Origin of the sequence: Mesorhizobium sp. M0626, assembly GCF_040320665.1 — a bacterium.
Classification (GTDB): Bacteria; Pseudomonadota; Alphaproteobacteria; order Rhizobiales; family Rhizobiaceae; genus Mesorhizobium.
In genome coordinates, this window is sequence record NZ_JAMYQD010000004.1 from 110,800 (window position 1) to 135,244 (window position 24,445).

Consider the following 24,445-nt stretch of genomic DNA (forward strand, 5'->3'; position numbering starts at 1 on the left):
AGCGTCGTTTTCAAGACGCGCCGGCAAAGCGCTTACGCCTTGCGCTCCCAGCGCCGGTCCGGCGTCTGCTGCCAGTAGGTGACCGCGTGGCCAGCCTCCTTCAGCACCTTCCAATGCATCCGCGCACCTTCTACCTGGGCCGCGTCATGGCCGTCGAACAGGAACACGGCGCGTTCGTAGCCGGCGAGATCGGCGGGTGCGGCGCCATCGACGAGGAAGCGTATCTGCGCCTGGTTGGGGTTGGCGTCGCTTGTGGTGAGCAGGATTGGCTGTTCGGCCGGATGGGCTTCACGGTCGGTCGCGTGCGCGAGGAACGAATCGTCCCTGAATGTCCACAGATGCAGGTCGAGCGCATCGCGCCGCTCCTCGGTCCCGGTCTGCACCACGGCGCGCCAGCCGCGATCGACGCTGCGCTCGAGCAGGCCGGGAAGCGCATCCTCCAGCGTCGATTCGGTCAGGTGGTAGAACAGGACATCGGCCATTCCCTGCCTTATCCCTCGTAATTGTCGCGCACCAGCCGGTCGAGCAGCCTGACGCCGAAACCCGAGCCCCAGGACTGGTTGATCTCGCTCGGCGGCGAGCCCATCGCGGTGCCGGCGATGTCGAGATGCGCCCACGGCGTTTCCTTGACGAAGCGCTGCAGGAACTGCGCGGCGATGATGGCGCCGCCATAGCGGCCGCCGATGTTCTTCATGTCGGCGTTCTTGGAATCGATCAGCTTGTCGTATTCGGGCCCAAGCGGCATGCGCCACAGCCGCTCCTGACTCGCCTGGCCGGCCGCCGTCAACCTGTCCGAAAGTTCGTCATTGTTGGAGAACAGGCCGGCATAATGCTGGCCGAGCGCGACCATGATGGCGCCGGTCAGCGTCGCCAGATTGACCATGAATTTCGGCTGGAAGCGGTCGTTGCAGTACCACAGCGCATCGGCCAGCACGAGGCGTCCTTCGGCGTCGGTGTTGAGCACCTCGATGGTCTGCCCCGACATCGAGGTGACGATGTCGCCGGGGCGCTGGGCATGGCCGTCGACGGCATTTTCCACCAGCCCGACGATGCCAACGACATTGGCCTTGGCCTTTCGCGCGGCCAGCGCCTGGATGAGCCCGATGACGGCCGCGGCGCCGCCCATGTCGCCCTTCATGTCTTCCATGCCGGAGGCCGGTTTCATCGAATTGCCGCCGGTGTCGAAGGTGACGCCCTTGCCGACGAAGGCGACCGGTGCGTCCTTGGCCTTGCCGCCCTTCCATTGCATGACAGCCATCCGGGCGCCGCGTGGCGAGCCTTGCGCGACACCGAGGAGCGAGCCCATGCCGAGCTTCTTCATTTCCTTCTCGGTGAGGATCTCGACCTCGACGCCGAGCGCTTCCAGTTCCTTGGCGCGGGCGGCAAATTCGATCGGGCCGAGCGTATTGGCCGGTTCGTTGACAAGGTCGCGCGCCAGAAGCACGCCGTCGATGACCGCAACCTCGTCGGCGAAGGCCTTTTTCGCCGCGGCAGGATCGGCGGTGTGGATGGTCACCTTGACCGGTTTCTTCGGCTCGGCATCGTCCTTGTCTTTCCTGGTCTTGTATTTGTCGAAGGAGTAGCTGCGCAGAATGATGCCGGCGGCAAGGCTCGCCGCTTGCCTGCCGCCAATCTTTGCGCCCGGCACATCGAGGATGACGGCCACCTCCGCTGCCTTGCGCAGGGACGCGGCGATGGTGCCGCCAAGCTTCAGCCAGGCAAAGTCATCGAGGCCGGCGACCTTGCCGGCGCCGACCGCCACCAGTCGGTCGAGCGATGTTCCCTGCGGCGCCAGCACTTCGACGACACCGGCGAATTTTCCGGAAAACTCCGCCACCGGAAACGCCCGCGCCAGCGTTCCTGAGGGGTCGCAGGCCTTTGCCGGTTCGCCAAGGCCACCATCGTCGGCCGCCAGCACGAAGATGCTGCCCTTTTTGGGTGCGGCAAATTTGGCGAAGGCGATCAATGGTCTCAAAGTCATCAGGTCCTGCTTTCGGGAAACGGCTCAGATTTTCAGGAAAAATGCATTCTCAGGGAAGATGCGCGACATTTGGTCGTTTTCCTTGATTTGGCAAGACTTTGCCGGAATCAGGGCTCATATGCACAGCGGAATCGATAACGATTCGTCGCGGCACGGCCCCGCTTTCCTGCCGCAACCTGTTGTTAACCATCGATGTTCTCCCTTTCTTATCCATTGCCGCCGACACTCCGGCCTGCGGGACGAGCGATGTGGGACGGAGAATCGGATCGAACCGCCTGAAAGAAATGGCCAAACGCACCCAGTTGTACAGCCGCAGCCGGACGACTACCTTGTCCGCGGGCATGATGCCGTTCGGCAAATCGAGAAAAGCCTTACATGAAGGTCGTTGAACGCTACATCATGCGTCGCGCGTTGGCGGTGTTTCTCGCTGCGCTGATCTGGACGCTGGCCATTGTCTGGACGACGCAGGTGCTTGCCCGCATCGACCTGGTCACCGACAGTGGCCAATCGGCGCTGACTTTTTTCGAGGTCGCGGGCCTCATCATCCCCACCATCATCCCGATCGTGGTGCCATTCGCCCTGGTGGTGGCGGTGGCCCAGACGCTCAGCGTCATGAACTCCGATTCGGAATTGGCCGTCATCAACGCCGCCGGCGCCTCGCGCTGGACGATTGTGCGGCCGGTCCTGCTGATCGCGCTGGCGGCCAGCGTCTTTTCCTTCGCGGTCGACAATGGCGTCGAACCCTATGCCAGGCAGAAGAACCGCCAGCTGATAGCATCCTCGCGCGCCGATCTCTTGTCGCTGATCATCCAGGAAGGCACGTTCCGCAAGATCGACGACGGGCTGTTCCTGCAGATAGGCGAGCGGCTGCCGGACAACCGGCTCGGCGGCATCTTCGTGGCCGATTCGCGCGAAGAAGGCGCCAATCTGATCTATTATGCCAAGAGCGGCAGCGTCGTCGAAAAGGGTGACGAGAAGGTGCTGATGATGAATGACGGCGTCATTCATCGCAAGACGCTGACCGGCGACCTGTCGGTCATCCGCTTCACGTCCTACGCCTTCGACCTTTCCGCCTTCATGTCGGCGGCGAACGATATCATGCTCCTGCCCAAGGACCGAACGACGCAATACCTGCTCAACCCGGATCCGAACGACAAGATCTTCCAGCGCAGGCCCGGCGCCTACAAGGCCGAGCTCGACCAGCGCTTTTCCGAATGGTCCTATTCGCTGGTGTTCGCGCTGATCGCGCTGGCCGTGGCAGGCGATGCGCGCTCACACCGCGAGGCGCGCATCCACCCGCTGATCACAGCCATCGCCATTGCGCTGTTCGTGCGCTGGCTGGGCTTCTTTGCCGCCGGCAAGGCGGACAAGATCCCGCAATACGCCTATATGGTCTATGGCGTGCCGGTCATCGCCTCGGCGGTCGCCATCTGGTTCATCGTCACCTCGCGAAGCATGGAACTGCCCGGCAGCTGGGCCGACTGGATGACGAATTTCGCCGGCCGCGTCAGCGATGGCTGGACGGCGCTCAAGCTGCGCCTCAATCGGCGCTACACATCCGGCCAGGGAGCCTGACGATGGGCTGGACCCTGGGCCGCTACTTCTTCTTTCGCTACGTGTCGATCACGATCTGGTTCTTCATCGGCCTTCTGGCGCTGGTGTTCCTGATCGACTTCACCGAGCTGTCCGGCCGCATCACCGGCCTGCCGGGCTTCACCTACGGCACGGCGGTCGCGATCTCGGCGCTGAGGATGCCGATGATCATGCTGCAGACGGTGCCGTTCGTCGGCCTGTTCTCGGCGATGGCGACGCTGGTCTCGCTCAACCGAAAATACGAGCTGGTGATTGCGCGCTCGGCCGGAGTGTCGGCCTGGCAGTTTCTGTTGCCCTGCTGCATCGGTGCGCTGTTATTCGGCATATTGTCGGTCGGCGTGCTCAATCCGATCGCCGCGCATGGCTTCTCATGGTCGGAGCAGATGGAAAACCAGCTGCGATCCGGCAATTCGAACGTGGTGGCGGCCGATGCCACGCCGTGGATCCGCCAGAAAACCAACTCCGGCGACACCATCATCGGCGCCCGCGCCATCCTGAACCAGGGCCTGGAAATGGCCGACACCGTGTTCTTCGTCCTCGATCCGCAGGGCAATATCGTCGAGCGCAAGGACGCGGCGCGGGCCTTTCTGCGCGACGGCTACTGGGAATTGCAGGACGTCAAGGTGTTCAAGGACGGCAACATCCGTTCCGAAACGACCGACCAGTTGCCGACCAACCTCAAGCCGGAATTCGTGCAGGAACGGCTGGCGCGCCCCGAAACCATCCCGTTTTACGACCTTCCCGGCAAGATTGAGGTTGCCCGCTCCTTCGGCCTCAAGGCAAATGCCTTCGCCATGCAGTTCGATTCGCTGGTGGCGTTACCGTTCCTGCTTGTGGCCATGACGCTGATTGCGGCAACAGTTTCAATGCGATTTGCGAGGATGGGGCAGTCGGCAACGATGATTCTGGGTGGCGTCCTCGCCGGCTTTCTGCTTTATGTCGTTTCGGTATTGGTCAAGGCATTCGGCGTTGCGGGATTCGTGCCCACAGCCGTGGCTGCATGGGTTCCGGTTGTCGTGGCTATGTTCTTTGGGGTGACATTCCTGCTATACAAGGAAGACGGCTAGTGAGGGAGGCGGCTTTGCGCAGCCATAGGCAGGCCGGTTTGGCGCGCCTCTATTCGGCGAGCGCCTTGGCATGCCTGCTCGCCTGCGGCGTGCTGACGGCCCCTGCGCTGGCGCAGGACGTTACCGACGTGGCAACGAAGGTTCCCTCCGGCTCCCAGATGCTGCTGGCGGCCGACACGCTCGTCTATAACAATGACAACCAGACGGTCACCGCCATCGGCGGCGTCCAGATCGACTATGGCGGCAACAAGCTCGTCGCCCAGCGCGTCGTCTATGATCGAAACACCAAGCGGCTGGTTGCCAGCGGCAATGTGGAGATCGTCAACAGCGACGGCACCAAGATCAACTCGCAGCATATCGATATTACCGACGATTTCGCTGACGGTTTCGTTAATGCGCTGCGCGTCGAAACGCCCGAAAAAGCCTATTTCGCCGCCGAAAGCGCCGAGCGCATGGGCGGCGTGCTGACAACGTTCCACAACGGCGTCTATACGGCCTGCGAGCCTTGCGAAGACAAGCCGGACAAGGCGCCGACCTGGCGGATCAAAGCCAGGAAGATCATCTGGAACGGCGAAAAGAAAACGGTTCGCTTCGAGAATGCGAATTTCGAATTCTTCGGTTTCCCGCTGGCTTACCTGCCGGCGTTCGAGATCGCCGACCCTACGGTCAAGCGCAAAAGCGGCTTCCTGATCCCCAGCATCGGCTACAACAACCGTCTCGGCGTCGGCGTCAAAGTCCCCTACTATTTTGCCCTGTCGCCGACCTACGACCTCACCGTTACCGGCAGCGGCTACACCAAGCAGGGTTTCCTCGGCGAGGCCGAGTGGCGCCAGCGCTTCAACAATGGCCAGTACACGCTGAAGCTTGCCGGAATCAACCAGCAGGACCCTGGCGCTTTCCGTGATTTCGCGGCTTTCCCCGGCGGCTACAATGTCAATTCGGGGCCAGCAGGCGATCCGAACAAGTTCCGCGGCATGATGGGCACCAAGGGCCAGTTCGCCATCAATCCGCGCTGGGACTTCGGCTGGGATATCCTGCTTCAGACCGACAAGAATTTTTCGCGTACCTATACGATCGAAGGCTACAACGACGCCGTGCATCAATCGTCGGTCTACCTGACCGGCCTAAACGACCGCAATTATTTCGATGTGCGCGCCATGCGCTTCCAGGTTCAGGAGAACACACCGGACGGCAACGTCGCATCGCGCAGCGACAAGCAGCCCTGGGTGTTGCCGTCGCTCGACTATGCCTACATCCCCGACATGTCGGTGGCCGGCGGCCAGCTGTCGTTCAACGTCAATGCACGAGTCATTCGCCGCGACGATCTCGATCAGGCCTATTTTACCCCCTATGTGCCGGGCTCAGGCGTCCAGCGCGTGCGCGGCATCGAGGGCGAATCCGGTCGCCTCACCGCCGAAGCCGAATGGAAGCGTACCTTCACCACGGACGGCGGATTGCAGTTGACGCCCCTTCTGGCTCTGCAGGGCGACGTCGACTATCTCAACGCTTCTTCGGCTTCGCTGACTGCGGTAAACCAGATGGCAACGAATGTCGGTGCCGCCGACGACATGCGGTCTTCCTTCGCCCGGTACATGGCGACCGCCGGACTTGAAATGCGCTGGCCGGTGCTGTTCTCGATGACCGGCTCCAGCCATATCGTCGAGCCGATGGCGCAGGTCTTCATGCGCCCGAATGAGCAGTATGTCGGCGGGCTCGCCGTTCCCAACGAGGATGCACAGAGCTTCGTCTTCGACGCCACGACGCTGTTCGAGCGCGACAAGTTCTCCGGCTACGACCGCGTCGAAGGCGGCAGCCGCGCCAATGTCGGGTTCCGCTATTCCGGCGCCTACGACAATGGCTGGGGCACCAACGCGATCTTCGGCCAATCCTACCAGTTGGGCGGGCGCAACTCGTTCGATTCACCGGATCTGGTCAATGCGGGCGCCGATTCCGGCTTGGAGACTTCGACCTCCGACTATGTCGGCCTTGTCGGCTTCAGCAGCCCGAGCGGCTTCTCCGGTTCGCTCAGCGGCCGCTTCGACGAGCAGACCTTCGAAGTTCGCCGTGCCGAGGTGAAGGCCGCCTATTCCGGGCTGCCGGTTTCGCTGAGCGCCAAATACGCCTTCATCCAGGCGCAGCCGCTCTATGGTTTCACCACCGACCGCCACGAAGTCACGCTCGGCGCCTCGACACACCTGGCCGAAAACTGGCGCGTCTTCGGCACCGGCACCTACGACCTGCAACAAAGCGTGCTGGTCAAGGACGGCGTCGGCTTTGCCTACAATGATTCCTGCTTCACCTACCTGATGACGTACTCGGAATCACGCGACATCAACACCAAGGAAGTGTCGCAGAATGTCGGCTTCAACCTGTCGTTCCGCACGCTCGGCGATTTCGGCTCGTCCCAAAGCTCGATCGACTCCATCCAGTAGAGCCGGCTGACGACATCGTTTTGCCGCATAAAGCGGGCACGGATTTCGCCAATATCGGGCTGGAATCGGCCAAAACCGGGTAGAATTGGGATGCTTTCGATGAGGAAATACCTGTTTTCGGCAGGATTCGCGCTCCTGTTGGCGGCGACCTCGGTCTCTGTCACCATGATGGTACCGCCGGCGTTCGCCAGTGAAATCAAGTATGTCGTCAACAACATGCCGATCACCACCGGCGACATCGCGCACCGGGCTGCCTTCCTGAAACTGCAGCGCAAGAAGGGTGACGCGGGTCAGGAAATGATCGACCAGACGCTGCGCATGGCGGAGGCCAGGCGTCTCGGCATCCGCATCTCCGACGCCCAGGTAGAGGCTGCCTATCAGCGCTTTGCCTCGAGCAACAAGATGCAGCTCAAGCAGCTCGACGGTGTCATGGCGCAGTCCGGCGTGACCAAGGAGCATTTCAAGGAATTCATCCGCTCCCAGATGGCGTGGAACCAGGCGCTGAGCGCACGCTACAGCGGCGGCGGCGGGGAGGTGAGCGAACAGGATCTGGTCAAGCGCATGCTCGAAAAAGGCGGCGCCAAGCCAAGCGCCACCGAGTACATGCTGCAGCAGGTGATCTTCGTGGTGCCGAAGGCCGAGCGCAGTGCCACACTCGCCAAACGCAAGCGCGAGGCTGAAGCCATGCGCGCCCGCTTCAATGGCTGCAACACCACGCGTGAATTCGCCAAGGGCCTGATCGACGTCACCGTTCGCGACCTCCCCCGATTGCTGGCGCCGCAACTGCCGCCGGACTGGGCCGAGCAGATCAAGGCCACCAAGCTGGGCGGCGCCACGGCCGTGCGCGAGACCGATCGCGGCATTGAATTCATCGGCATCTGCTCGTCGCGAGAGGTTTCCGACGACAAGGCGGCCCAGATGGTGTTCCAGAGCGAAGGCAGCGGCGACAAGAACGCCGACGAGCTCTCGGCCAAATATGTCGAAGAGCTGAAGGCGAAAGCCAAGATCGTTACGCGCTGAACCGGCCCAGCCGTGCGTGAGACAGAGCTTCCGCTGGCGCTGAGCGTCGGCGATCCATCCGGCGTCGGTCCGGAAATCGCCATTGCCGCGTGGCAGAGCGCCCGCGGTTCCGGTGCCGCGCCCTTCTACCTTCTCGCCGATCCGGCGCTGATTGCCGCGCGGGCGCGCCGGCTCGGCGCGGCGGTGGCAATCGCCGAGACGGTGCCGGCCCAAGCAGCTGGTGTCTTTCAACACGCCTTGCCCGTGGTGCCGCTGGCGGCCCACTTCACCGACGATCCCGGCCGGCCCGACCCGGCCAATGCCGCCGGCATCATCGAGGCCATCGATCGCGCCGTCGCCGACTGCCTTGCCGGTCACGCGGCCGCGGTCGTCACCTGTCCGATCGCGAAGAAGCCGCTCTACGATGCCGGCTTCGGCTTTCCCGGCCACACCGAGTATCTGGCGTATCTGGCCTCGCTCCACACCGGCGGCACGGTGACGCCGGTGATGCTGATCGCCGGCCCCGAATTGCGCACCGTTCCTGTCACCATCCACATCGCGCTGGCCGAGGTGCCGAAGACGCTGACGACGGAGCTGATCGTTGCCATCGCGCGCATCACCGCCGGCGATCTTGCACGCCGTTTCGGCATCGCCAGGCCGAGGCTCGCGCTTGCCGGCCTCAATCCGCATGCCGGCGAAAGCGGCGCCATGGGGACAGAGGACGAGCACATCATTCGTCCTGCGGTCGACATGTTGCGGGCGCAAGGCATCGATGCCTTCGGACCGCTGCCGGCCGATACGATGTTTCATGCGCGCGCCCGCGCCGGCTACGACGTGGCGGTCTGCATGTATCATGACCAGGCGTTGATCCCGGCCAAGGCGCTGGCCTTCGACCAGGGCGTCAACGTCACGCTTGGCCTGCCGTTCATCCGCACCTCGCCCGATCACGGCACAGCCTTCGACATCGCCGGCAAGGGCATCGCACGTCCCGACAGCCTGATCGCGGCGCTAAAGCTGGCCCGCCGGCTGGCCGATACCGGCGCAAAGCCCGCAGTTGCATGAGCCAAAAATCATGAGCCCAAATCATGAGCCCAAAATTCATGAGCATTGACGGGCTGCCGCCGCTGCGCGAGGTGATCGAGCGCCATGGACTGCAGGCAAAGAAGGCGCTTGGCCAGAATTTCCTGCTCGACCTCAATTTGACCGGCAAGATCGCGCGCGTCGCCGGGGACCTTAGCGACAGTACGGTAATCGAGGTCGGCCCCGGCCCCGGCGGGCTGACCAGGGCGCTGCTCGCTGCCGGTGCCCGCCGCGTCGTCGCCATCGAGCGCGACGAACGCTGCCTTGCGGCCTTGGCCGAGGTCTCCAACCACTATCCGGGCCGGCTCGAGGTGATCAGCGGCGATGCGCTGAAGACGGATTTTGCCGCTCTTGCCAAGACCGCGTCACAAGGCAGCCCGGTGAGGATTGCCGCCAACCTGCCCTACAATATCGGCACCGAGCTGTTGATCCGTTGGCTGACTGTGGCGGACTGGCCACCCTTCTATCAATCGATGACGCTGATGTTCCAGCGCGAGGTGGCCGAGCGCATTGTCGCCGGTTTCGGCAGCGATGCTTATGGCCGGCTCGGCGTGCTGGCGGGCTGGCGGACCGAGGCGAGGATCGCCTTCGACGTGCCGCCGCAAGCGTTCACGCCGCCACCCAAGGTAACGTCCTCGGTGGTGCATCTGGTGCCGCGCGCCAGCCCTTTGTCAACCGACGTGAAAAAACTCGGTCGCGTCACCGAAGCCGCTTTCGGCCAGCGCCGGAAAATGCTGCGGCAGAGCGTGAAGAGCCTGGGTGGCGAGGCACTGCTGACGCGCGCCGGCATCGATCCGACCCGGCGTGCGGAGACGCTCAGCGTCGAGGAATTCGTGCGGCTGACAAACGCGGTTTGACCGGCGGCGCTAGCGCCGCCTAGCAATCGTCATTCAAACGCATTACATTGACGTCGAAGGAGATTGCCATGCCAGCAAATGCACTGGTCCAGACGCGCATCGACGCCGACATCCGGGATCGAGCTTCGGCGGTGCTCGAAAGCATGGGGCTGACGGTCTCGGATGCGGTGCGGATATTGCTCACCCGAACCGCCAACGAGGGTGCGCTGCCCATCGATCTCGTCACAAACAACGAGGCGTATGATTTATGGTTTCGCGCCAAGGTTCGCGAAGCGCTCGACGACACCCGACAAGACATTCCTGATGATCAAGTCGAGGCGCATTTTGCCGAGAGACGCGCCGCGGCGCGGCGTTCGGGTGAACCTAAATCTTGAAGATCGTCTGGTCGCCATTCGCGCTTTCAGATCGCGACGGCATCTTCGCGCATATCGAGGCCGACAATCCTGCGGCCGCGATCGCCACCGATGAGCGGATCGTCGCCGCAATCAACCGTCTTCGGGACCTTCCCCAAAGCGGCCGGATCGGCAGGCTTGCAGGGACACGAGAGATCGTCATCGTCGGCACGCCATATGTCGCGGCCTATCAGCTGACCAACAGCACGATTCGAATCCTGCGCGTGCTTCACGGAGCGCAGCGTTGGCCGGACGATCTGCCAGGCAGCTGATGCCGCTAATTTAGATTGCCAGCGGTGGACGAGCTATTCCGTCTTCTCGTCCAGCAACCCCGAGACGAAATCGAACAGCCCGGGCCGGCGGTCGCGCCGCAGCCTTTCCGCCGTCACGATGCCACGCACTTCGGCGAAGGCGCGGTCGAGATCGTCGTTGACGATGACAAAGTCATATTCCTTCCAGTGCTCGATCTCGTTGCGGGCGTTCTTCAGCCTGGTCTCGATCACGTGCTCCTGGTCCTCGGCGCGGCGCTTGAGGCGCGACTTCAATTCCTTCATCGACGGCGGCAGGATGAAGATCGAGACGATGTCGGCGCGCATCTTCTCCTTGAGCTGCTGGGCGCCTTGCCAGTCGATGTCGAAGAGCATGTCACGGCCCTGCGCCAGCGCCAGTTCGGCCGGCTCGCGCGGCGTCGCGTAGCAATTGCCGTGCACCTCGGCCCATTCGAGCAACGCGTCGGAATCGCGCAGCCGCTCGAACTCGCGCGTGGTGCGGAAGTGATAGTGGACGCCCTCGATCTCCGAGCCGCGGCGTGGCCTGGTGGTGACCGAGACCGATAATTCCAGGCTGCCGTCGCTTTCCAGCAGGTTGCGCGCGATCGTCGACTTGCCGGCGCCCGACGGCGACGACAGGACCAGCATCAGCCCGCGGCGGCGAATGCGGGATCCGAGATCCCTGGCAACCATCGGCTCCTTGCCACCCATTCGGGTTTACTCCAGATTCTGGACCTGTTCGCGAAACTGGTCGACCACCGCCTTCAGTTCCAGCCCGATGGCGGTGACAGTGGCGGCGTTCGACTTGGAACACAGCGTATTCGATTCGCGGTTGAATTCCTGCGCCAGAAAATCGAGCTTGCGGCCGATGGCGCCGCCATTTGCCAGCAGCGCTCTGCCCGACGCCACATGCGTCTTCAGCCGATCGATCTCTTCACGGATATCGGCCTTGGTGGCCAGGAACGCCGCTTCCATGTGCAGCCGGCCGGCATCGAGATTGGCCGACGCATCCATCAGCAGCCGCACCTGTTCGGCGATCCGCTCGCGGATCGCCGCCGGTTCGCGCGACGGGTCGGCCTCGGCTTGAAGCGTCAGCGCCTCAATGGCGTCGATATGGCCGGAAAGCAGCGAACGCAGCGCTTCGCCCTCGTTCTGGCGTGCCTGCTCGAGACCTGTAAGCGCCGTTTCCAGCGCGGACAGGATTGACGCGTCGAGTGCTGCCCGCACCTCCTCGGTTTCGCTGGTTTCAGGGATATCGAGCACGCCGCGCAGGGAAAGCAGACCGTCGGCAGTTGCCGGACCAACACCGAACTGGTCCTGCAGCCGCTTGGCCATGCCCGCCAGATCCCTGAGGAAGGCTTCGTTGACCACCGGCTGCGCCTGCTGGCCGGCGGCGCGGCCGACGGTCAGCGTCGCTTGGAAATTGCCACGCGAAAAGCGCTTCTGCAGCGTCTGCCGCACAGTCGGTTCGAGCCGCTCGAAACCTTGCGGCAACCGCAACCTGACCTCGACGCTCTTGCCGTTGACCGACTTGACCTCCCAGGCGATCGAGGCGCCGTCATGTTCGGCAACAGTGCGTGCAAATCCGGTCATGCTCTGCAAATTCATGATGCGGCTCGTGTCTCCCTGATGGTCCGATTCTAACAATTGCGCATGCGTTCGATATCACGGGCAGCGCGAATGTCAGAATCGCAATACCGGCAAGATGTTGATTGCCGCTGTCGTTTCGATCTCGCAGGGCTGAAATCGAGATTCAGAGGCACCCGAGCAAGACCGAAAACGCTTCGAACCCCGCTGTTCGTTCAAAGCAGCAGCGCGTCCGCCTCTGTCCGCGTCGCTTAAGGTCGATCCCTCTGAAAGCGCCGGCCTGCTACTGGGCGGCACCCGTATCGCCGGCATCACCGCTGTCACCGGCGGCATCGCCACTTGCGTCACCGTTGTCGTCGCCATCCGCCGGCGCATCGGTCTGGCCCGGAGTCTTGGCGCCCTTGGCGGCGTCTTCAGCCTGCTTCTTCTGCAGTGCCCGGTAGCGGGCAACGTTCTCATTGTGCTCGGCAAGCGTGGTGGCAAAGACGTGGCCGCCGGTGCCGTCGGCGACGAAATAGAGATCATCGGTCTTCGACGGGTTGGCGACGGCTTCGAGCGCGGCGCGGCCGGGATTGGCGATCGGCGTCGGCGGCAGGCCATTGATCAGATAGGTGTTGTAAGGCGTCTGTTTCTGGATGTCAGATTGATAAATCGGCCGGTCGGCGGGTTTGCCCTTGCCGCCGAACAGGCCGTAAATGATGGTCGGATCGGATTGCAGCCGCATGCCCTTGGCCAGACGGTTGAGGAAGACGGCGGCAACGCGCGAGCGCTCGTCGCCCCGGCCGGTTTCCTTTTCGACGATCGAGGCCAAGGTGACGAAGTCGTCGACATTGGCCAGAGGCAGGTCGGGCGCGCGCCGCTGCCAGACCTCGTCGACCAGCTTCTTCTGGTCGGCGAGCAGCTTGTCGACCATCTGTTGGCGCGTGGCGCCGCGGGTAAAGCGCAGCGTGTCGGTGGCGAGGCTGCCCTCAGCCGGCTTGGCGGCCGGCATGTCGCCGGTCAGCGCATCCTGCTCGGCGATGCGCTGCAGCGCCTGCTCGACCGTCAGGCCCTCGGGAATGGTCAGCGAATACATCACCGACTTGCCGCTCTTCAGAAGCTCCATGATGTCGCGCATGGAGGCGCGCGGCTTTATCTCGTATTCGCCTGCCTTCAGCGCTGAATCATTGCCATAGACCCGCACGGCGATGCGGAAGATGCGGGCATCGCTGATCAGCCCACGCCGTTCGAGCTGGTCGGCAATATCCTGGACGCCGGTGCTCGGCTTGACCAGGAAGGTGTCGCCGGCCACCGACGGGCCCGGTTCGTTGAATGCCTGCTTGCCGAAATAGAGCGAAACGCCGGCGGCGAGGATCATCAACATCACCGCGGAGATGACGAAGTTCATGAACACGACGACTTGGCTGCGCGAGGCGCGCGAGCGCTTTGGTGGTGGTGTGCCGGCTTCCGGGCGCAAAGCTTCGGCCGCGGTCTTCGGCACGATCGGGCCGGTCTGCTGGTTTTGTCCGAATTGTCCGCTGCCGCCCGGATTGGTGTTCATTAGCGCCCTACCATCTGATCTCTTAGAGCGACCATGCGCCCGATTGGACGCACAGCGTGCCCTAACATTTCAAGCCTACGCATCGTGCTTTTAAAAAAGCGCCTTCGGTTTCAGGCCGATGCGACGAATCCCCAGCGGCAGAGTAGGCTTGAATATGGCAAAATTGGCGACAGACCGCTGGCGCGCCGGTCGATACCGCAATCAGCCTGTATAACGCTGGAATACCAGCGAAGCGTTGGTGCCGCCGAAGCCGAAGGAGTTGGACAGCGCCACGTCGACCTGGCGATGCCGTGGCGTGTTCGGAACAAGATCGATCGCGGTTTCGCGTTCCGGGTTGTCAAGATTGATGGTAGCTGGCGCGATGTTGTCTCTGATAGCGAGGATCGAAAAGATCGCCTCGGCGGCACCCGCGGCACCCAGGAGATGGCCGATCGACGACTTGGTCGACGACATCGAGATTTTCGAGGCGGCGTTGCCGACCAGCCGCTCGACGGCGCCGAGTTCGATCGTGTCGGCCATGGTCGAGGTGCCGTGCGCGTTGATGTAGTCGACGTCGGCGGGCGTCAGCTTGGCCCGGTTCAGCGCCGCCGTCATGCAGCGGAAGGCGCCGTCGCCGTCTTCGGCCGGTGCGGTGATGTGATAGGCATCGCCGGTCAGGCCGTAGCCGGTGACCTCGGCATAGATCTTGGCGCCGCGCGCCTTGGCGTGTTCGAGTTCTTCCAGCACCACGACGCCGGCGCCCTCGCCCATGACGAAGCCGTCACGGTCGCGGTCATAGGGACGCGAGGCCTTCTCAGGCGTGTCGTTGCGGTCGGTGGACAGTGCCCGGCAAGCAGCGAAGCCGGCAAGCGATAGTCTGGTCACCGGCGATTCCGCGCCGCCGGCCAGCATCACGTCGGCATCGCCAAAGATGATCAGCCGGGCGGCATCGCCAATGGCGTGCGCGCCGGTCGAGCAGGCGGTGACGACGGCGTGGTTGGGGCCTTTCAGCCCATGCCGGATCGATACCTGGCCAGATACCAGGTTGATAATGTTGCCGGGAATGAAGAATGGACTGATACGGCGCGGTCCGCGCTCTTTCAGGATGATAGCGTTCTCGGCGATGCCCTCGAGGCCGCCAATGCCGGAGCCGATCATGACGCCGGTGGCGCAGCGCTCGGCTTCGGTGCTGGGCTCCCAGCCGGAATCCTTCAGCGCTTCGTCGGCGGCCGCAATCCCGTAAAGGATGAAGTCGCCGATCTTGCGCAGTTCCTTGGGCTCGAGCACGGCTTCGGGATTGAGCGTGCCGTTGGTGCCGTCGCCGCGAGGAATGACGTGGGCGATCTTGCAGGCAAGATCTTCCACTTCGAACTCGGTGACGCGCTTGGCGGCGCTGCGGCCGGTCAGAAGTTCCTTCCAGCTGTGCTCGAAGCCCATGCCGAACGGCGAAACCAGGCCAAGGCCCGTGACGACGACACGCCTCATCGCAGGTCCTCCCCGGTGATGACTGCGGATAGTGTCAGGCCGAAGCCTTGTCGATGTACTTCACGGCATCGCCGACGGTCAGGATGGTCTCGGCCGCATCGTCCGGAATCTCGACGCCGAACTCTTCTTCGAACGCCATGACGAGTTCGACCGTGTCGAGGCTGTCCGCGCCCAGATCATCGATGAAGCTCGCCTGCTCCGTCACCTTGTCGGCATCGACGCCAAGATGTTCGATGACGATCTTCTTGACGCGCTCTGCGGTGTCACTCATTTGGGGCATCCTCGTCTTTTGTTTGTCTGTCTTCGTTAGCGGGCAGAATGCCGCTAATCAAGCTGAAAGATGGTCCTGCCGGAAACGCAACGATGCCGGACCGGTTTTTGCCCGAACCGCCGGGTTGCGGGCCGCATTACACGAAAAATGGCCGAGGTCCAAGGCGAAATGGTCTCTTTTCACAAGCCGGCCATGTCTTCTTATCACCCGACAATATCCCGTCAGATCATGGCCATGCCGCCGTTGACATGGATGGTCTGGCCGGTGACGTAGGCTGCCTCGTTGGAGGCGAGATAGGCGACGGCCGATGCCACTTCAACACTCGTGCCCATGCGGCGCGTCGGGATCGCGGCCATTATCGCGTCTTTCTGCTTGTCGTTGAGCTTGTCGGTCATGGCCGATTCGATAAAGCCCGGGGCGACGCAGTTGACGGTGATGTTGCGGGTGGCGATCTCCTGCGCCAGCGACTTGGAAAAGCCGATCATGCCGGCCTTGGAGGCGCAATAATTGGTCTGGCCAGGATTGCCGGTGACGCCCACCACCGAGGTGATGTTGATGATGCGGCCATGGCGGCGGCGCATCATCGGATGGGTCAGCTCGCGGGTCAGCCGGAACACGGCGGTGAGGTTCACCTCCAGCACGCTGTCCCAATCCGCGTCCGCCATGCGCACGAACAGGCCGTCCTTGGTGATGCCGGCATTGTTGACCAGTATGTCGACGCCTTCGAGTTCGGCTTCGGCCTTCTGGCCAAGCGCCTTGACCTCGTCACGGTCGGCAAGATTGGCCGGGAACAGCTTTACCCGGTCGCCGAGTTCGCCGGCCAGGGTCTCCAGTTTCTCGATGCGGGTGCCGTGCAGGCCGACAATGGCGCCTTGCGCATGCAGCACCCGGACAATCGCCTCGCCAATGCCGCCCGATGCGCCGGTGACGAGCGCCTTGCGGCCGGTCAGTTCGAACATTTTCGTCTCCTGATCTTAAGAGAACACCCTTCCCACGGGAGAGGTTGAATCGCCAGTGGATTATGCAAGCGCGGCCAGCGCCGCCTCGACATCGGCCGGCGTGCCGACGGCCGATGTGGTGATGTCGCGGCTGATCCGCCGCGCCAGGCCGGAAAGCACCTTGCCGGCGCCGATCTCAAAGAGCGTGGCGACGCCATTGGCGCCGAACCACTCCACCGTTTCGCGCCAGCGCACGCGGCCGGTGATCTGCTCGACCAGGCGGCGCGCGATCTCGTCGGGGTCGCGGGTCGGGGCTACAGTGACGTTGGAGACGACGGGCACGACCGGTGCATTCTTGGTCACGCCCGCCAGCGCCTCGCGCATGACATCGGCCGCCGGCGCCATCAGCGCCGAATGGAAGGGTGCGGAGACCTGCAGCATCAGCGCCCGCTTGGCGCCCTTTTCGGTGCACAGTTTCGCGGCGAGTTCCACCGCCGCCTTGGCGCCGGAGATCACCAGCTGGCCGCCGCCATTGTCGTTGGCGATCTGGCAGACCTGGCCGGATCCCGTTGCGGCCTCGGTGCAAGCGGCTTCGACGTCGGGCTGTTCCAGTCCGATGATCGCCGCCATGGCGCCCTCGCCGGCCGGCACCGCCGCCTGCATGGCGTTGCCGCGGATGCGCAGCAGCCGGGCGGCATCGGCGACCGAAACGAAACCGGCCGCGGCAAGGGCGGAATATTCGCCGAGCGAATGACCGGCAACGTAGGCAACCTTGTCCTTCAGCGAAAAGCCGCGCACTTCCAGCGAGCGGATCGCCGCCAGCGAGACCGCCATCAGCGCCGGCTGGGCATTGGCAGTCAGGGTCAGCGCCTCTTCCGGGCCTTCCCAGATCAGTTTCGACAGCTTTTCGCCCAGCGCATCATCGACTTCCTCGAACACCCTGCGTGCCTCGGGGAAGGCGTCGGCGAGGTCCTTGCCCATGCCGACAGCCTGGCTGCCCTGTCCCGGAAAGGTGAATGCGACGGCCATTTGGGCGCTCTCCAGCGGCTGATTTTTCCTGCCTGTGACGCAAGGCGGACCGTCAAGTCAAGCCCGGAGGCGGCATTTCGGCTCTCGCTTGAACCGGAGCTGACCTCGAGTCCCTGTTCCCAAAGGCTTTTTGCCGATCACACCTGATGAAAACCGCTCACGAATCGTTTGCTGGCTCTTCTTATTTTCGCCACAGGCGCTAGCTTTTGCATGACAGTTCTATGACAGAACGGTGGCGCGAGTGGAAATACGCGTTGCTTGGGCCGGGGGAAAAGACGTGGCTAGGATCAGGAAGGGCGCGGCCGTACCCGCGCCACAGTTCTTGGAAGACGATCCGTCCACCGGCTACCTGCCGGGGCGCAGATGGCCGGTCATCCGCTACGGTCTGGTCACGCTGCTTGCCTCCGCCATTCTGGTGTTCGCCATCGAATGGATCGTGCGCGGCGACTTCTTCGGCACGGTCGACTTCTTCCTGCAGCCATTCAAGCCGGGCTGGACCACCATCATTGTCTTTGCATTGGTGCTGATGGGACTGGACGCCGTGCTTGGCCGCAGTCACCAGAGCCTGATGATCGTGGCGCCGCTGACGCTGGCGCTGGCCTTTGTCGGGCATCAGAAGTCGCATTATCTCGGCGATCCGCTCTACCCAACCGATTTTCTTTATTCGCGCCAGATCATGGCACTGATGCCGCTCCTGGTGCGCGAGCGGCCCTGGACGGCGCTCGCCATGGCGGTCGGCATCGTCGCCGGCCTGTCGCTGCTGATCTATGGCTGGCGGTTGTGGCGCCGCAAGGTTCCGATCCTCAGCCGCAAAGGGCGGCTGGCGCGGCTGACGCTGGCAGTGCCGCTGCTCGCCTTCTTCGTCTCGATCATGGACTACGCCACCTTCTCGTGGACCCGCGACCGGCTGCAGATCATCCCGATCATGTGGGACCAGAAGGAGAACTACGCCTCCAACGGGTTTGCGCTGGCCTTCGCGCTCAACGTGCCGATGGCGCATGTCTCGGCGCCGGCGGGCTATTCCGACAAGGCGATCGACGCGATCGACAGGCCTGATGTGACGGCCTCGGTACCGGATGAGAAACCCGACATCATCGTGGTGATGAGCGAATCTTTCTGGGATCCGACCAAGCTGCCCGGCGTTACAATCACGCCGGACCCGATCCCCAATGTGCGGGCGCTGCGTTCCGGCTATATGTTCTCGCCGGAATTCGGCGGCATGACCGCCAACATCGAATTCGAGGCGCTGACCGGCTTTTCCAATGCCTTCCTGCCGGCGGGCTCGATCCCCTATCAGCAATATGTGCGCACGCCGACGCCGTCGCTGGCGACCTTCCTGAAAAGCGAGGGATACCGGGCGCGCGCCATCCACCCGGGCACCAACTGGTTCTGGAACAGGGGCGCCGTCTATGCCGATTTCGGCTTCAACGATTTCCGCTCGGAAGAGACGCTGCCGCCACTGGAAAAGCGCGGGCCGCTGGCTTCCGATGCCTCGATGACCGACGAGATCATCGCAGAGGCCGACGCCAGCGAGCGGCCGGTGTTCTTCTTCGCCGTCAGCCTGCAGAACCACGGTCCCTACGAGCCGTACCGCTATTACAATCCGACCCACAAGGTCGCGGCACCGATCAGCACATGGGCGCGGGAATCGCTGCTCAGCTACGCCGAAGGCTCCGCCGATGCCGACCGTGGACTCGAACGATTGATTGAATGGGCGAAGAAGCGCGAGCGGCCGACGGTCATCGCCTTCTTCGGCGACCATCTGCCGCCGCTCGGCCCCGTCTATGTCGAAACCGGTTACCTGAAGGACAATGTCGCGCCGCGCAAGGAACCGACGCCGGAGGCGGCACTGGAGCATCATCAGACGCCGCTGGTCATCTGGTCTAACCGCACCGGTCCGGCGCAGGATATGGGCGCCGTGAGCCCGGCCTTCCTGCCCTACCATATCCTTACCACGGCCGGGATCACGCACCCCTACTATACCGGCTTCTTAGGCGCGCTGCGCGAACGCTATCGCGTCGTCGACCGCAATCTGCTTCTGACGCCGTCAGGTGAGGCCACGGCGGACTGGGCGCGGCAGAAGGACATCGATCCGGCGATCAACGATTTCCGCCTGCTGCAATACGACATGATGTTCGGCAAGCGTAAGGCGGCCCCGCACTTCTTCCCCGAAACGATCAACGGTCGTACCCCGCATACGAGTTGATGCCTGGTATTTTTCCAACCCTGCGACGCCAGGACGATGTCCGGAGCATGCGTTACCCTTGCCTTCCAGCCAATTTGCTATATAGACGCCGGCAATCTGCCGGTCCTTGCTGGGGGCTGAACGGAGGGCCGGAGGTTTTACCCAAAACCTTCGTGTGAAGCCAGAAGCGCTTCCGCCTCCCGTGTCTCCGCTCTCGACCGTCTCGAAATGCTCCTTTCTTCCCCGCCCCCTCGGGATCAGCGGGTCAGAGAAGTTGCAGAGGCTTTTGCCGCGAGGATCCGGGAGAGAAACGAAGAAAGGCACTGAACCACTATGGCTCTATACGAACATGTGTTCCTTGCCCGGCAGGACCTCTCGCAGCAGCAGGTCGATGCGCTTGTCGAACAGTACAAGGGCGTCATCTCCGCAAATGGCGGGTCCGTCGGCCGGGTCGAGAACTGGGGACTGAAGTCCCTCACCTACCGGGTCAACAAGAACCGGAAGGCTTACTACACGCTTATGGACCTCAACTGCCCGCCGGCAGCGCTCAACGAGATGGAGCGCCAGATGGGCCTGTCCGAGGACGTGCTGCGTTTCCTGACCGTCAAGGTCGAGGCGCATGAGGAAGGCCCGTCGGCCATGATGCAGAAGCGCGAAGAGCGCTCGGAACGCGGCGGCTTCGGCGACCGCGACCGTGGTGATCGTGGTCCGCGCTCGTTCGGCGACCGTGATCGCGGCGACCGTGGCGATCGTCCGCCGCGCTCATTTGGCGATGCCGGTGGCGATCGTGGTCCGCGCCGTCCGCGCGAAGGCGTTGAAGGAGGTGCAGAATAATGGTCGACATCAATCAGATCCCGACCCGGCGCCCGTTCCATCGCCGCCGCAAGACCTGCCCGTTCTCCGGCGCCAATGCGCCCAAGATCGACTACAAGGACGTGCGTCTTCTGCAGCGCTACATTTCCGAGCGCGGCAAGATCGTGCCGTCGCGCATCACCGCCGTCAGCCAGAAGAAGCAGCGCGAACTCGCCAAGGCGATCAAGCGCGCCCGCTTCCTCGGCCTGCTGCCCTACGTGGTTCGCTAAGACTTTCGAGCAGGCGGTTCGCCGCCTGCTTCCTTCTCCCACGGCGACGGGCGCCGCAGGGGTAATTTGATGATGCATGTCGTTGTCCCAAAACCGGGACCACTTTTGGCGACATGCATTGAAATCCCGAGTTGAGGTGAAAAGCCTCTAACTGCCGCGACAGGCAGGACAGCGACACCGGCGCCAAGGCGCTCAGAGCTTCCTGACCTGTTCCATTCAATTCGGCGCCGATCCCGCGGTCGGTGCCAGACGAAGGAACAAGACCATGCAAGTGATTCTTCTCGAACGCGTTTCCCGCCTCGGCCAGATGGGCGATACCGTCAAGGTCAAGGACGGCTTTGCCCGCAACTTCCTCTTGCCGCAGGGCAAGGCGCTGCGCGCCAACGAAGCCAACAAGAAGAAGTTCGAAGGACAGCGCGCGCAGCTCGAAGCCCGCAACCTCGAGCGCAAATCGGAAGCCAGCCAGGTTGCCGAAAAGCTCGACGGGAAGAGCTTCATCGCCGTACGTTCGGCCGGCGAGACAGGCCAGCTCTACGGTTCGGTGTCGACCCGCGACATCGCCGACCTGCTGACCGCCGAAGGGTTCTCGGTCAACCGCAACCAGATCCAGCTCAACCAGCCGATCAAGACTATCGGCGTCACCAATGTGGCGATTGCGCTGCATCCGGAAGTCGAGGTCACCATCAGCCTCAACATCGCCCGCACGGCCGAAGAAGCCGAGCGCCAGGCCAAGGGCGAGACGCTGACCACCGCCGAAGCCATCTATGGCGATGACATCAACGACAACGCACGGCCGGAGAACTTCTTTGACCCGAACACCGAGTTCGAAGGCGGCGAAGAAGACAACGCCTGATCCCGCACGGGGCGTGATCGGGAAGCGAGGGGAGCAGCGCTCCAATCACTTCCTCGTCATCCAGCCTTTCTGGACCAATGCCCGGGCCTCTCGCCCGGGCATTTTTGTGCCAAATGGAACTTTTCGAACCCCTATATATTGTTGCAGAATTGGTCCGCCAGTCTGACCGTGAGGGGACATTTGGTGATGAATATTCTGTTGAAACGCGTTCTCGACCGCCTGGTGCGTACGGGCAATCTGAAAGTCACCGGGCCGAAGGGCTCGACAGTGGTTTTCGGCGACGGCAGCGGCGAGCCGGTTCATATGCACATCAAGACCGCGCATGCCGAGCGCGCCATTACCTTCGATCCGATGCTGGCCGTGCCGGAAGCCTATATGGACGGCGAACTCGACATCATCGAGGGCGGCGTCCTGGGTATGATGCGCATCGCCTTCCAGAACATGGGCAGCGGCGGTATCGACGCCACCTGGTCGAAGGCCATCGAGGGTCTGCGCCACGCCTTTCGCCGCCTGCAGCAGATCAACACCGCATCGCGGGCGCGCCGCAACGTGCAGCGCCACTATGATTTGTCGGGTGACCTCTACCGGCTCTTCCTCGACGAGGACATGCAGTATTCCTGCGCCTATTTCGAACAGCCGGACATGACGCTCGACGAGGCGCAGATGGCCAAGAAACGCCATATCGCCGCCAAGCTCAGGCTGAAGGCCGGCCAGACCGTGCTCGATATCGGCTCCGGCTGGGGTGGGCTCGGCCTCTATCTCGCCAAGGCTTTCGATGTCGACGTGCAAGGCGTGACGCTGTCGACCGAGCAGCACGGCGTCGCCACCGACCGGGCGCATGCGCAAGGCTTGCAGGACCGCGTGCATTTCGACCTCAAGGACTACCGCGAACTCAATGAACGCTTCGACCGCATCGTCTCGGTCGGCATGTTCGAGCATGTCGGCGTCAACCACTTCCGCACTTTCTTCGACAAGTCGGCGACGTTGTTGAAGCCCGACGGCGTCATGCTCTTGCACACGATCGGCCGCTCCGGCGTGCCGTGGGCGACCAGCGCCTTCATCCGCAAGTACATTTTTCCGGGCGGCTACATTCCTTCGCTGTCGGAGGTGATGCCGGCGATCGAGAAGTCGGGCCTTGTAGTCACCGACATCGAGATTCTGCGGCTGCACTATGCCGATACGCTGAAGCATTGGGGCCAGCGCTTTGCCGCCAACCGCGACAAGGCCAAGGCCATCTATGACGAGCGCTTCTGCAGGATGTGGGAGTTCTATCTGGCGGCTTCGGAAGCCGCCTTCCGCTGGCAGGATCTGGTGATCTTCCAGATCCAGATCGCCAAGAAGAACGACACGCTGCCGATGACGCGCGACTACATGGCCAAATGTGAAAAGGCGCTGGAAATGCGCGAAATGGGGCATCGCCAGGAGACGGCGGGCGGCGAGCCTGCTGTCGCCAGGTCTGTGCCTGCCAGGTCCGTTGCTGTCAGGTCCGTTGCGGCCAAGCCAGCGCGCCGTCGCAAGGTGGCGGATCGCGAATAACGCCTCGATTGCGATTGCCGCTTGCCATTGACGGCTCTGACACTGAAAAAGGTCTCGTTCTCGCGAGACCTTTTTTAATGACCTGCCTGCCCACCATCGCCACCACCCTTGTCGAGATCGCCGGCGCCCCGGTGCTCGCGCCACGCGGAGCCTGAGCGTGGAACTCCCCGCCTCGCTGCGACAAGGCGTCGAGCGCCTGCTCGAAACGATACCGCTGGCGGTGCTGCGCCAGGCGGCGAAGACGCTGTCTGACCGCTACCGCGCCGAATTGCGCGACGGCCGCCTGCACATGGCCGAAGAGATGGCGGTAAAAGCCTATCTGGCGACGCGGCTGCCGGCGACCTACGCGGCGGTACGGGCCGGTCTCGACGAACTCGCCTATGCGCGGCCCGATTTCCAGCCAACGAGCTTGCTCGATGTCGGCGCCGGTCCTGGCACGGTGCTTTGGGCCACTACAGACCTGTGGCCCGACCTCGAAGAGGCGGTTCTGGTTGAAGCAAGCGCCGCGGTGCGCAAGGTTGGCCAGTCGCTCGCCCTTGATACCATCGCCACCAGGATGGACTGGCGCGCCGGCGACGTGACCATCGACCTTGCCGATCTCAAGCCTGCCGACCTCGTCACCTGCGCCTATGTGCTGGACGAGATCGCGCCAGCATCGTTGCCGAAGCTTGTCGGCCGGCTCTGGCATTTGACCGGCGACACACTGCTGATCGTCGAGCCCGGCACACCGGCAGGCTGGCAGCGCATCCTGGCAGTGCGCAGGCAATTGCTGGAGGCCGGGGCGCATGTGCTGGCGCCTTGTCCGCATGAGGCGCCCTGCCCGCTTGAGCCGCCCGACTGGTGCCATTTTTCGCGCCGCGTCGCTCGCTCGCGCCTTCATCGCCTGGCCAAGGACGCGGACGTGCCGTGGGAGGACGAGAAATTCATCTACGTCGCGGCGTCGCGGCAACCCGCGCCTGTACATCCGCCCCGCGTGATTGCACCGCCGAAATCGGGCTCCGGCAAGGTGCTGCTCAAACTGTGCCAGCCGGATGGCGGCGCCGGCGAGACACTTTTCACCAAGCGCGAGGGCGAGCTGTTCAAGGCAGCGCGGCGGCTGGACTGGGGCGATACACTGGACGGAAGAAGCGGATGATCACCGAGATTGTTCTTGCTCTGTTCCAACGACTCGGATAAAAGTCAGCGCCTTTCTGAGTCAACCGGAATCGGGGCGCGGAAACACTCTTCTGTGGACGGTTTGCCGCCCCTGTGAACAACGGGCATCGAGGTTGATTGGTCGTGCGGTGATGC

General features: G+C 63.2%; 24 protein-coding genes. 14 read left to right on the top strand and 10 right to left on the bottom strand.

Annotation, left to right across the window (positions count from 1 at the left end):
• Nucleotides 1–32 precede the first annotated feature (32 nt).
• The 3 genes from NKI37_RS06110 to NKI37_RS06120 are packed head-to-tail and all read right to left on the bottom strand — an operon-like array spanning nucleotide 33 to nucleotide 2,324.
• Complete coding sequence (locus NKI37_RS06110; protein ID WP_023733866.1) at nucleotides 33–482, bottom strand: DNA polymerase III subunit chi; 450 nt, start codon at nucleotides 480–482, stop codon at nucleotides 33–35.
• 8 nt (nucleotides 483–490) lie between these two features.
• Nucleotides 491–1,981 (bottom strand): leucyl aminopeptidase, encoded by a 1,491-nt coding sequence (locus NKI37_RS06115; protein ID WP_027048814.1) that lies wholly within the window; start codon nucleotides 1,979–1,981, stop codon nucleotides 491–493.
• 49 nt (nucleotides 1,982–2,030) lie between these two features.
• Nucleotides 2,031–2,324, bottom strand: coding sequence for a hypothetical protein (locus NKI37_RS06120; protein WP_156033647.1), 294 nt, complete (start codon nucleotides 2,322–2,324; stop codon nucleotides 2,031–2,033).
• Between the two features lie 32 nt (nucleotides 2,325–2,356).
• Here NKI37_RS06120 and lptF point away from each other — a divergent pair, with 32 nt between their 5' ends.
• From lptF to NKI37_RS06160, 8 genes are all read left to right on the top strand, one after another.
• Nucleotides 2,357–3,556, top strand: coding sequence for an LPS export ABC transporter permease LptF (lptF, locus tag NKI37_RS06125; RefSeq protein WP_023672737.1), 1,200 nt, complete (start codon nucleotides 2,357–2,359; stop codon nucleotides 3,554–3,556).
• Nucleotides 3,557–3,558: 2 nt separating this feature from the next.
• A complete protein-coding gene (gene lptG, locus NKI37_RS06130; RefSeq protein ID WP_023702945.1) occupies nucleotides 3,559–4,641 on the top strand; it encodes an LPS export ABC transporter permease LptG in 1,083 nt (360 codons plus the stop codon).
• Entirely contained in the window at nucleotides 4,641–7,073 is a 2,433-nt protein-coding gene (locus NKI37_RS06135; protein ID WP_023727348.1) for an LPS-assembly protein LptD, read from the top strand. Before lptG ends, NKI37_RS06135 begins: the two co-directional genes overlap by 1 nt.
• Nucleotides 7,074–7,163: 90 nt before the next feature.
• Nucleotides 7,164–8,093 (top strand): peptidylprolyl isomerase, encoded by a 930-nt coding sequence (locus NKI37_RS06140; protein WP_023695593.1) that lies wholly within the window; start codon nucleotides 7,164–7,166, stop codon nucleotides 8,091–8,093.
• A 12-nt stretch (nucleotides 8,094–8,105) separates the two neighbouring features.
• On the top strand, nucleotides 8,106–9,134 hold the full coding sequence (pdxA, locus tag NKI37_RS06145) for a 4-hydroxythreonine-4-phosphate dehydrogenase PdxA (protein WP_352790399.1): 1,029 nt from the start codon (nucleotides 8,106–8,108) through the stop codon (nucleotides 9,132–9,134).
• Between the two features lie 38 nt (nucleotides 9,135–9,172).
• On the top strand, nucleotides 9,173–10,009 hold the full coding sequence (rsmA, locus tag NKI37_RS06150) for a 16S rRNA (adenine(1518)-N(6)/adenine(1519)-N(6))-dimethyltransferase RsmA (protein ID WP_023727350.1): 837 nt from the start codon (nucleotides 9,173–9,175) through the stop codon (nucleotides 10,007–10,009).
• A gap of 68 nt (nucleotides 10,010–10,077) precedes the next feature.
• Nucleotides 10,078–10,383 carry a type II toxin-antitoxin system RelB/DinJ family antitoxin gene (locus NKI37_RS06155; RefSeq protein ID WP_023672731.1) on the top strand — a complete coding sequence of 102 codons (306 nt, stop codon included), beginning with the start codon at nucleotides 10,078–10,080 and terminating at the stop codon, nucleotides 10,381–10,383.
• Entirely contained in the window at nucleotides 10,380–10,673 is a 294-nt protein-coding gene (locus tag NKI37_RS06160) for a type II toxin-antitoxin system RelE/ParE family toxin (protein WP_023672730.1), read from the top strand. Before NKI37_RS06155 ends, NKI37_RS06160 begins: the two co-directional genes overlap by 4 nt.
• Nucleotides 10,674–10,706: 33 nt before the next feature.
• Here the strand turns inward: NKI37_RS06160 and gmk are convergent, their stop codons facing one another.
• The 7 genes from gmk to fabD form a co-directional block, all read right to left on the bottom strand.
• A complete protein-coding gene (gene gmk, locus NKI37_RS06165) occupies nucleotides 10,707–11,381 on the bottom strand; it encodes a guanylate kinase (RefSeq protein WP_023672729.1) in 675 nt (224 codons plus the stop codon).
• Between the two features lie 6 nt (nucleotides 11,382–11,387).
• A complete protein-coding gene (locus tag NKI37_RS06170; protein WP_352545396.1) occupies nucleotides 11,388–12,278 on the bottom strand; it encodes a YicC/YloC family endoribonuclease in 891 nt (296 codons plus the stop codon).
• Nucleotides 12,279–12,540: 262 nt separating this feature from the next.
• Nucleotides 12,541–13,797, bottom strand: a complete 1,257-nt coding sequence (gene mltG, locus NKI37_RS06175) for an endolytic transglycosylase MltG (protein WP_023715070.1) — start codon at nucleotides 13,795–13,797, stop codon at nucleotides 12,541–12,543.
• 201 nt (nucleotides 13,798–13,998) lie between these two features.
• Nucleotides 13,999–15,261 (bottom strand): beta-ketoacyl-ACP synthase II, encoded by a 1,263-nt coding sequence (gene fabF / locus NKI37_RS06180; RefSeq protein WP_023685687.1) that lies wholly within the window; start codon nucleotides 15,259–15,261, stop codon nucleotides 13,999–14,001.
• Nucleotides 15,262–15,295: 34 nt separating this feature from the next.
• Nucleotides 15,296–15,532: an acyl carrier protein gene (locus NKI37_RS06185; protein ID WP_006203723.1), complete on the bottom strand. Its 237-nt coding sequence runs from the start codon at nucleotides 15,530–15,532 to the stop codon at nucleotides 15,296–15,298.
• A 221-nt stretch (nucleotides 15,533–15,753) separates the two neighbouring features.
• Nucleotides 15,754–16,491 (bottom strand): 3-oxoacyl-[acyl-carrier-protein] reductase, encoded by a 738-nt coding sequence (gene fabG, locus NKI37_RS06190; protein WP_352790401.1) that lies wholly within the window; start codon nucleotides 16,489–16,491, stop codon nucleotides 15,754–15,756.
• 60 nt (nucleotides 16,492–16,551) lie between these two features.
• Nucleotides 16,552–17,499, bottom strand: a complete 948-nt coding sequence (gene fabD / locus NKI37_RS06195) for an ACP S-malonyltransferase (RefSeq protein WP_352794390.1) — start codon at nucleotides 17,497–17,499, stop codon at nucleotides 16,552–16,554.
• Between the two features lie 277 nt (nucleotides 17,500–17,776).
• On the opposite strand from fabD, the gene NKI37_RS06200 reads away from it, so the two are divergent.
• The 6 genes from NKI37_RS06200 (at nucleotide 17,777) to NKI37_RS06225 (ending at nucleotide 24,290) form a co-directional block, all read left to right on the top strand.
• Nucleotides 17,777–19,705 carry an LTA synthase family protein gene (locus tag NKI37_RS06200; RefSeq protein WP_352790405.1) on the top strand — a complete coding sequence of 643 codons (1,929 nt, stop codon included), beginning with the start codon at nucleotides 17,777–17,779 and terminating at the stop codon, nucleotides 19,703–19,705.
• Nucleotides 19,706–20,017: 312 nt separating this feature from the next.
• Nucleotides 20,018–20,518, top strand: coding sequence for a 30S ribosomal protein S6 (rpsF, locus tag NKI37_RS06205; RefSeq protein WP_023672722.1), 501 nt, complete (start codon nucleotides 20,018–20,020; stop codon nucleotides 20,516–20,518).
• On the top strand, nucleotides 20,518–20,766 hold the full coding sequence (gene rpsR / locus NKI37_RS06210; protein WP_006203718.1) for a 30S ribosomal protein S18: 249 nt from the start codon (nucleotides 20,518–20,520) through the stop codon (nucleotides 20,764–20,766). The genes rpsF and rpsR overlap by 1 nt, the downstream gene beginning before the upstream one ends.
• A gap of 265 nt (nucleotides 20,767–21,031) precedes the next feature.
• Nucleotides 21,032–21,619 (top strand): 50S ribosomal protein L9, encoded by a 588-nt coding sequence (gene rplI, locus NKI37_RS06215; protein ID WP_352790406.1) that lies wholly within the window; start codon nucleotides 21,032–21,034, stop codon nucleotides 21,617–21,619.
• 186 nt (nucleotides 21,620–21,805) lie between these two features.
• Nucleotides 21,806–23,155 carry a cyclopropane fatty acid synthase gene (locus NKI37_RS06220; RefSeq protein WP_352790408.1) on the top strand — a complete coding sequence of 450 codons (1,350 nt, stop codon included), beginning with the start codon at nucleotides 21,806–21,808 and terminating at the stop codon, nucleotides 23,153–23,155.
• A 157-nt stretch (nucleotides 23,156–23,312) separates the two neighbouring features.
• The gene (locus tag NKI37_RS06225) at nucleotides 23,313–24,290 is read left to right on the top strand and encodes a small ribosomal subunit Rsm22 family protein (RefSeq protein ID WP_023733856.1); all 978 of its coding nucleotides are present in this window, start codon (nucleotides 23,313–23,315) and stop codon (nucleotides 24,288–24,290) included.
• The last annotated feature ends 155 nt before the right edge of the window (nucleotides 24,291–24,445 follow it).

What these genes read in the sequence shown, in the direction of transcription:
- NKI37_RS06170 (WP_352545396.1), bottom strand. Translation starts at nt 12,278, where the DNA reads ATGAATTTGCAGAGCATGACCGGATTTGCACGCACTGTTGCCGAACAT.
- mltG (WP_023715070.1), bottom strand. Translation starts at nt 13,797, where the DNA reads ATGAACACCAATCCGGGCGGCAGCGGACAATTCGGACAAAACCAGCAG.
- rpsR (WP_006203718.1), top strand. Translation starts at nt 20,518, where the DNA reads ATGGTCGACATCAATCAGATCCCGACCCGGCGCCCGTTCCATCGCCGC.
- fabG (WP_352790401.1), bottom strand. Translation starts at nt 16,491, where the DNA reads ATGTTCGAACTGACCGGCCGCAAGGCGCTCGTCACCGGCGCATCGGGC.
- NKI37_RS06115 (WP_027048814.1), bottom strand. Translation starts at nt 1,981, where the DNA reads ATGACTTTGAGACCATTGATCGCCTTCGCCAAATTTGCCGCACCCAAA.
- rplI (WP_352790406.1), top strand. Translation starts at nt 21,032, where the DNA reads ATGCAAGTGATTCTTCTCGAACGCGTTTCCCGCCTCGGCCAGATGGGC.
- rpsF (WP_023672722.1), top strand. Translation starts at nt 20,018, where the DNA reads ATGGCTCTATACGAACATGTGTTCCTTGCCCGGCAGGACCTCTCGCAG.
- rsmA (WP_023727350.1), top strand. Translation starts at nt 9,173, where the DNA reads ATGAGCATTGACGGGCTGCCGCCGCTGCGCGAGGTGATCGAGCGCCAT.
- fabD (WP_352794390.1), bottom strand. Translation starts at nt 17,499, where the DNA reads ATGGCCGTCGCATTCACCTTTCCGGGACAGGGCAGCCAGGCTGTCGGC.
- NKI37_RS06185 (WP_006203723.1), bottom strand. Translation starts at nt 15,532, where the DNA reads ATGAGTGACACCGCAGAGCGCGTCAAGAAGATCGTCATCGAACATCTT.
- NKI37_RS06155 (WP_023672731.1), top strand. Translation starts at nt 10,078, where the DNA reads ATGCCAGCAAATGCACTGGTCCAGACGCGCATCGACGCCGACATCCGG.
- lptF (WP_023672737.1), top strand. Translation starts at nt 2,357, where the DNA reads ATGAAGGTCGTTGAACGCTACATCATGCGTCGCGCGTTGGCGGTGTTT.
- NKI37_RS06140 (WP_023695593.1), top strand. Translation starts at nt 7,164, where the DNA reads ATGCTTTCGATGAGGAAATACCTGTTTTCGGCAGGATTCGCGCTCCTG.
- NKI37_RS06120 (WP_156033647.1), bottom strand. Translation starts at nt 2,324, where the DNA reads ATGCCCGCGGACAAGGTAGTCGTCCGGCTGCGGCTGTACAACTGGGTG.
- NKI37_RS06220 (WP_352790408.1), top strand. Translation starts at nt 21,806, where the DNA reads ATGAATATTCTGTTGAAACGCGTTCTCGACCGCCTGGTGCGTACGGGC.
- lptG (WP_023702945.1), top strand. Translation starts at nt 3,559, where the DNA reads ATGGGCTGGACCCTGGGCCGCTACTTCTTCTTTCGCTACGTGTCGATC.
- NKI37_RS06110 (WP_023733866.1), bottom strand. Translation starts at nt 482, where the DNA reads ATGGCCGATGTCCTGTTCTACCACCTGACCGAATCGACGCTGGAGGAT.
- gmk (WP_023672729.1), bottom strand. Translation starts at nt 11,381, where the DNA reads ATGGGTGGCAAGGAGCCGATGGTTGCCAGGGATCTCGGATCCCGCATT.
- fabF (WP_023685687.1), bottom strand. Translation starts at nt 15,261, where the DNA reads ATGAGGCGTGTCGTCGTCACGGGCCTTGGCCTGGTTTCGCCGTTCGGC.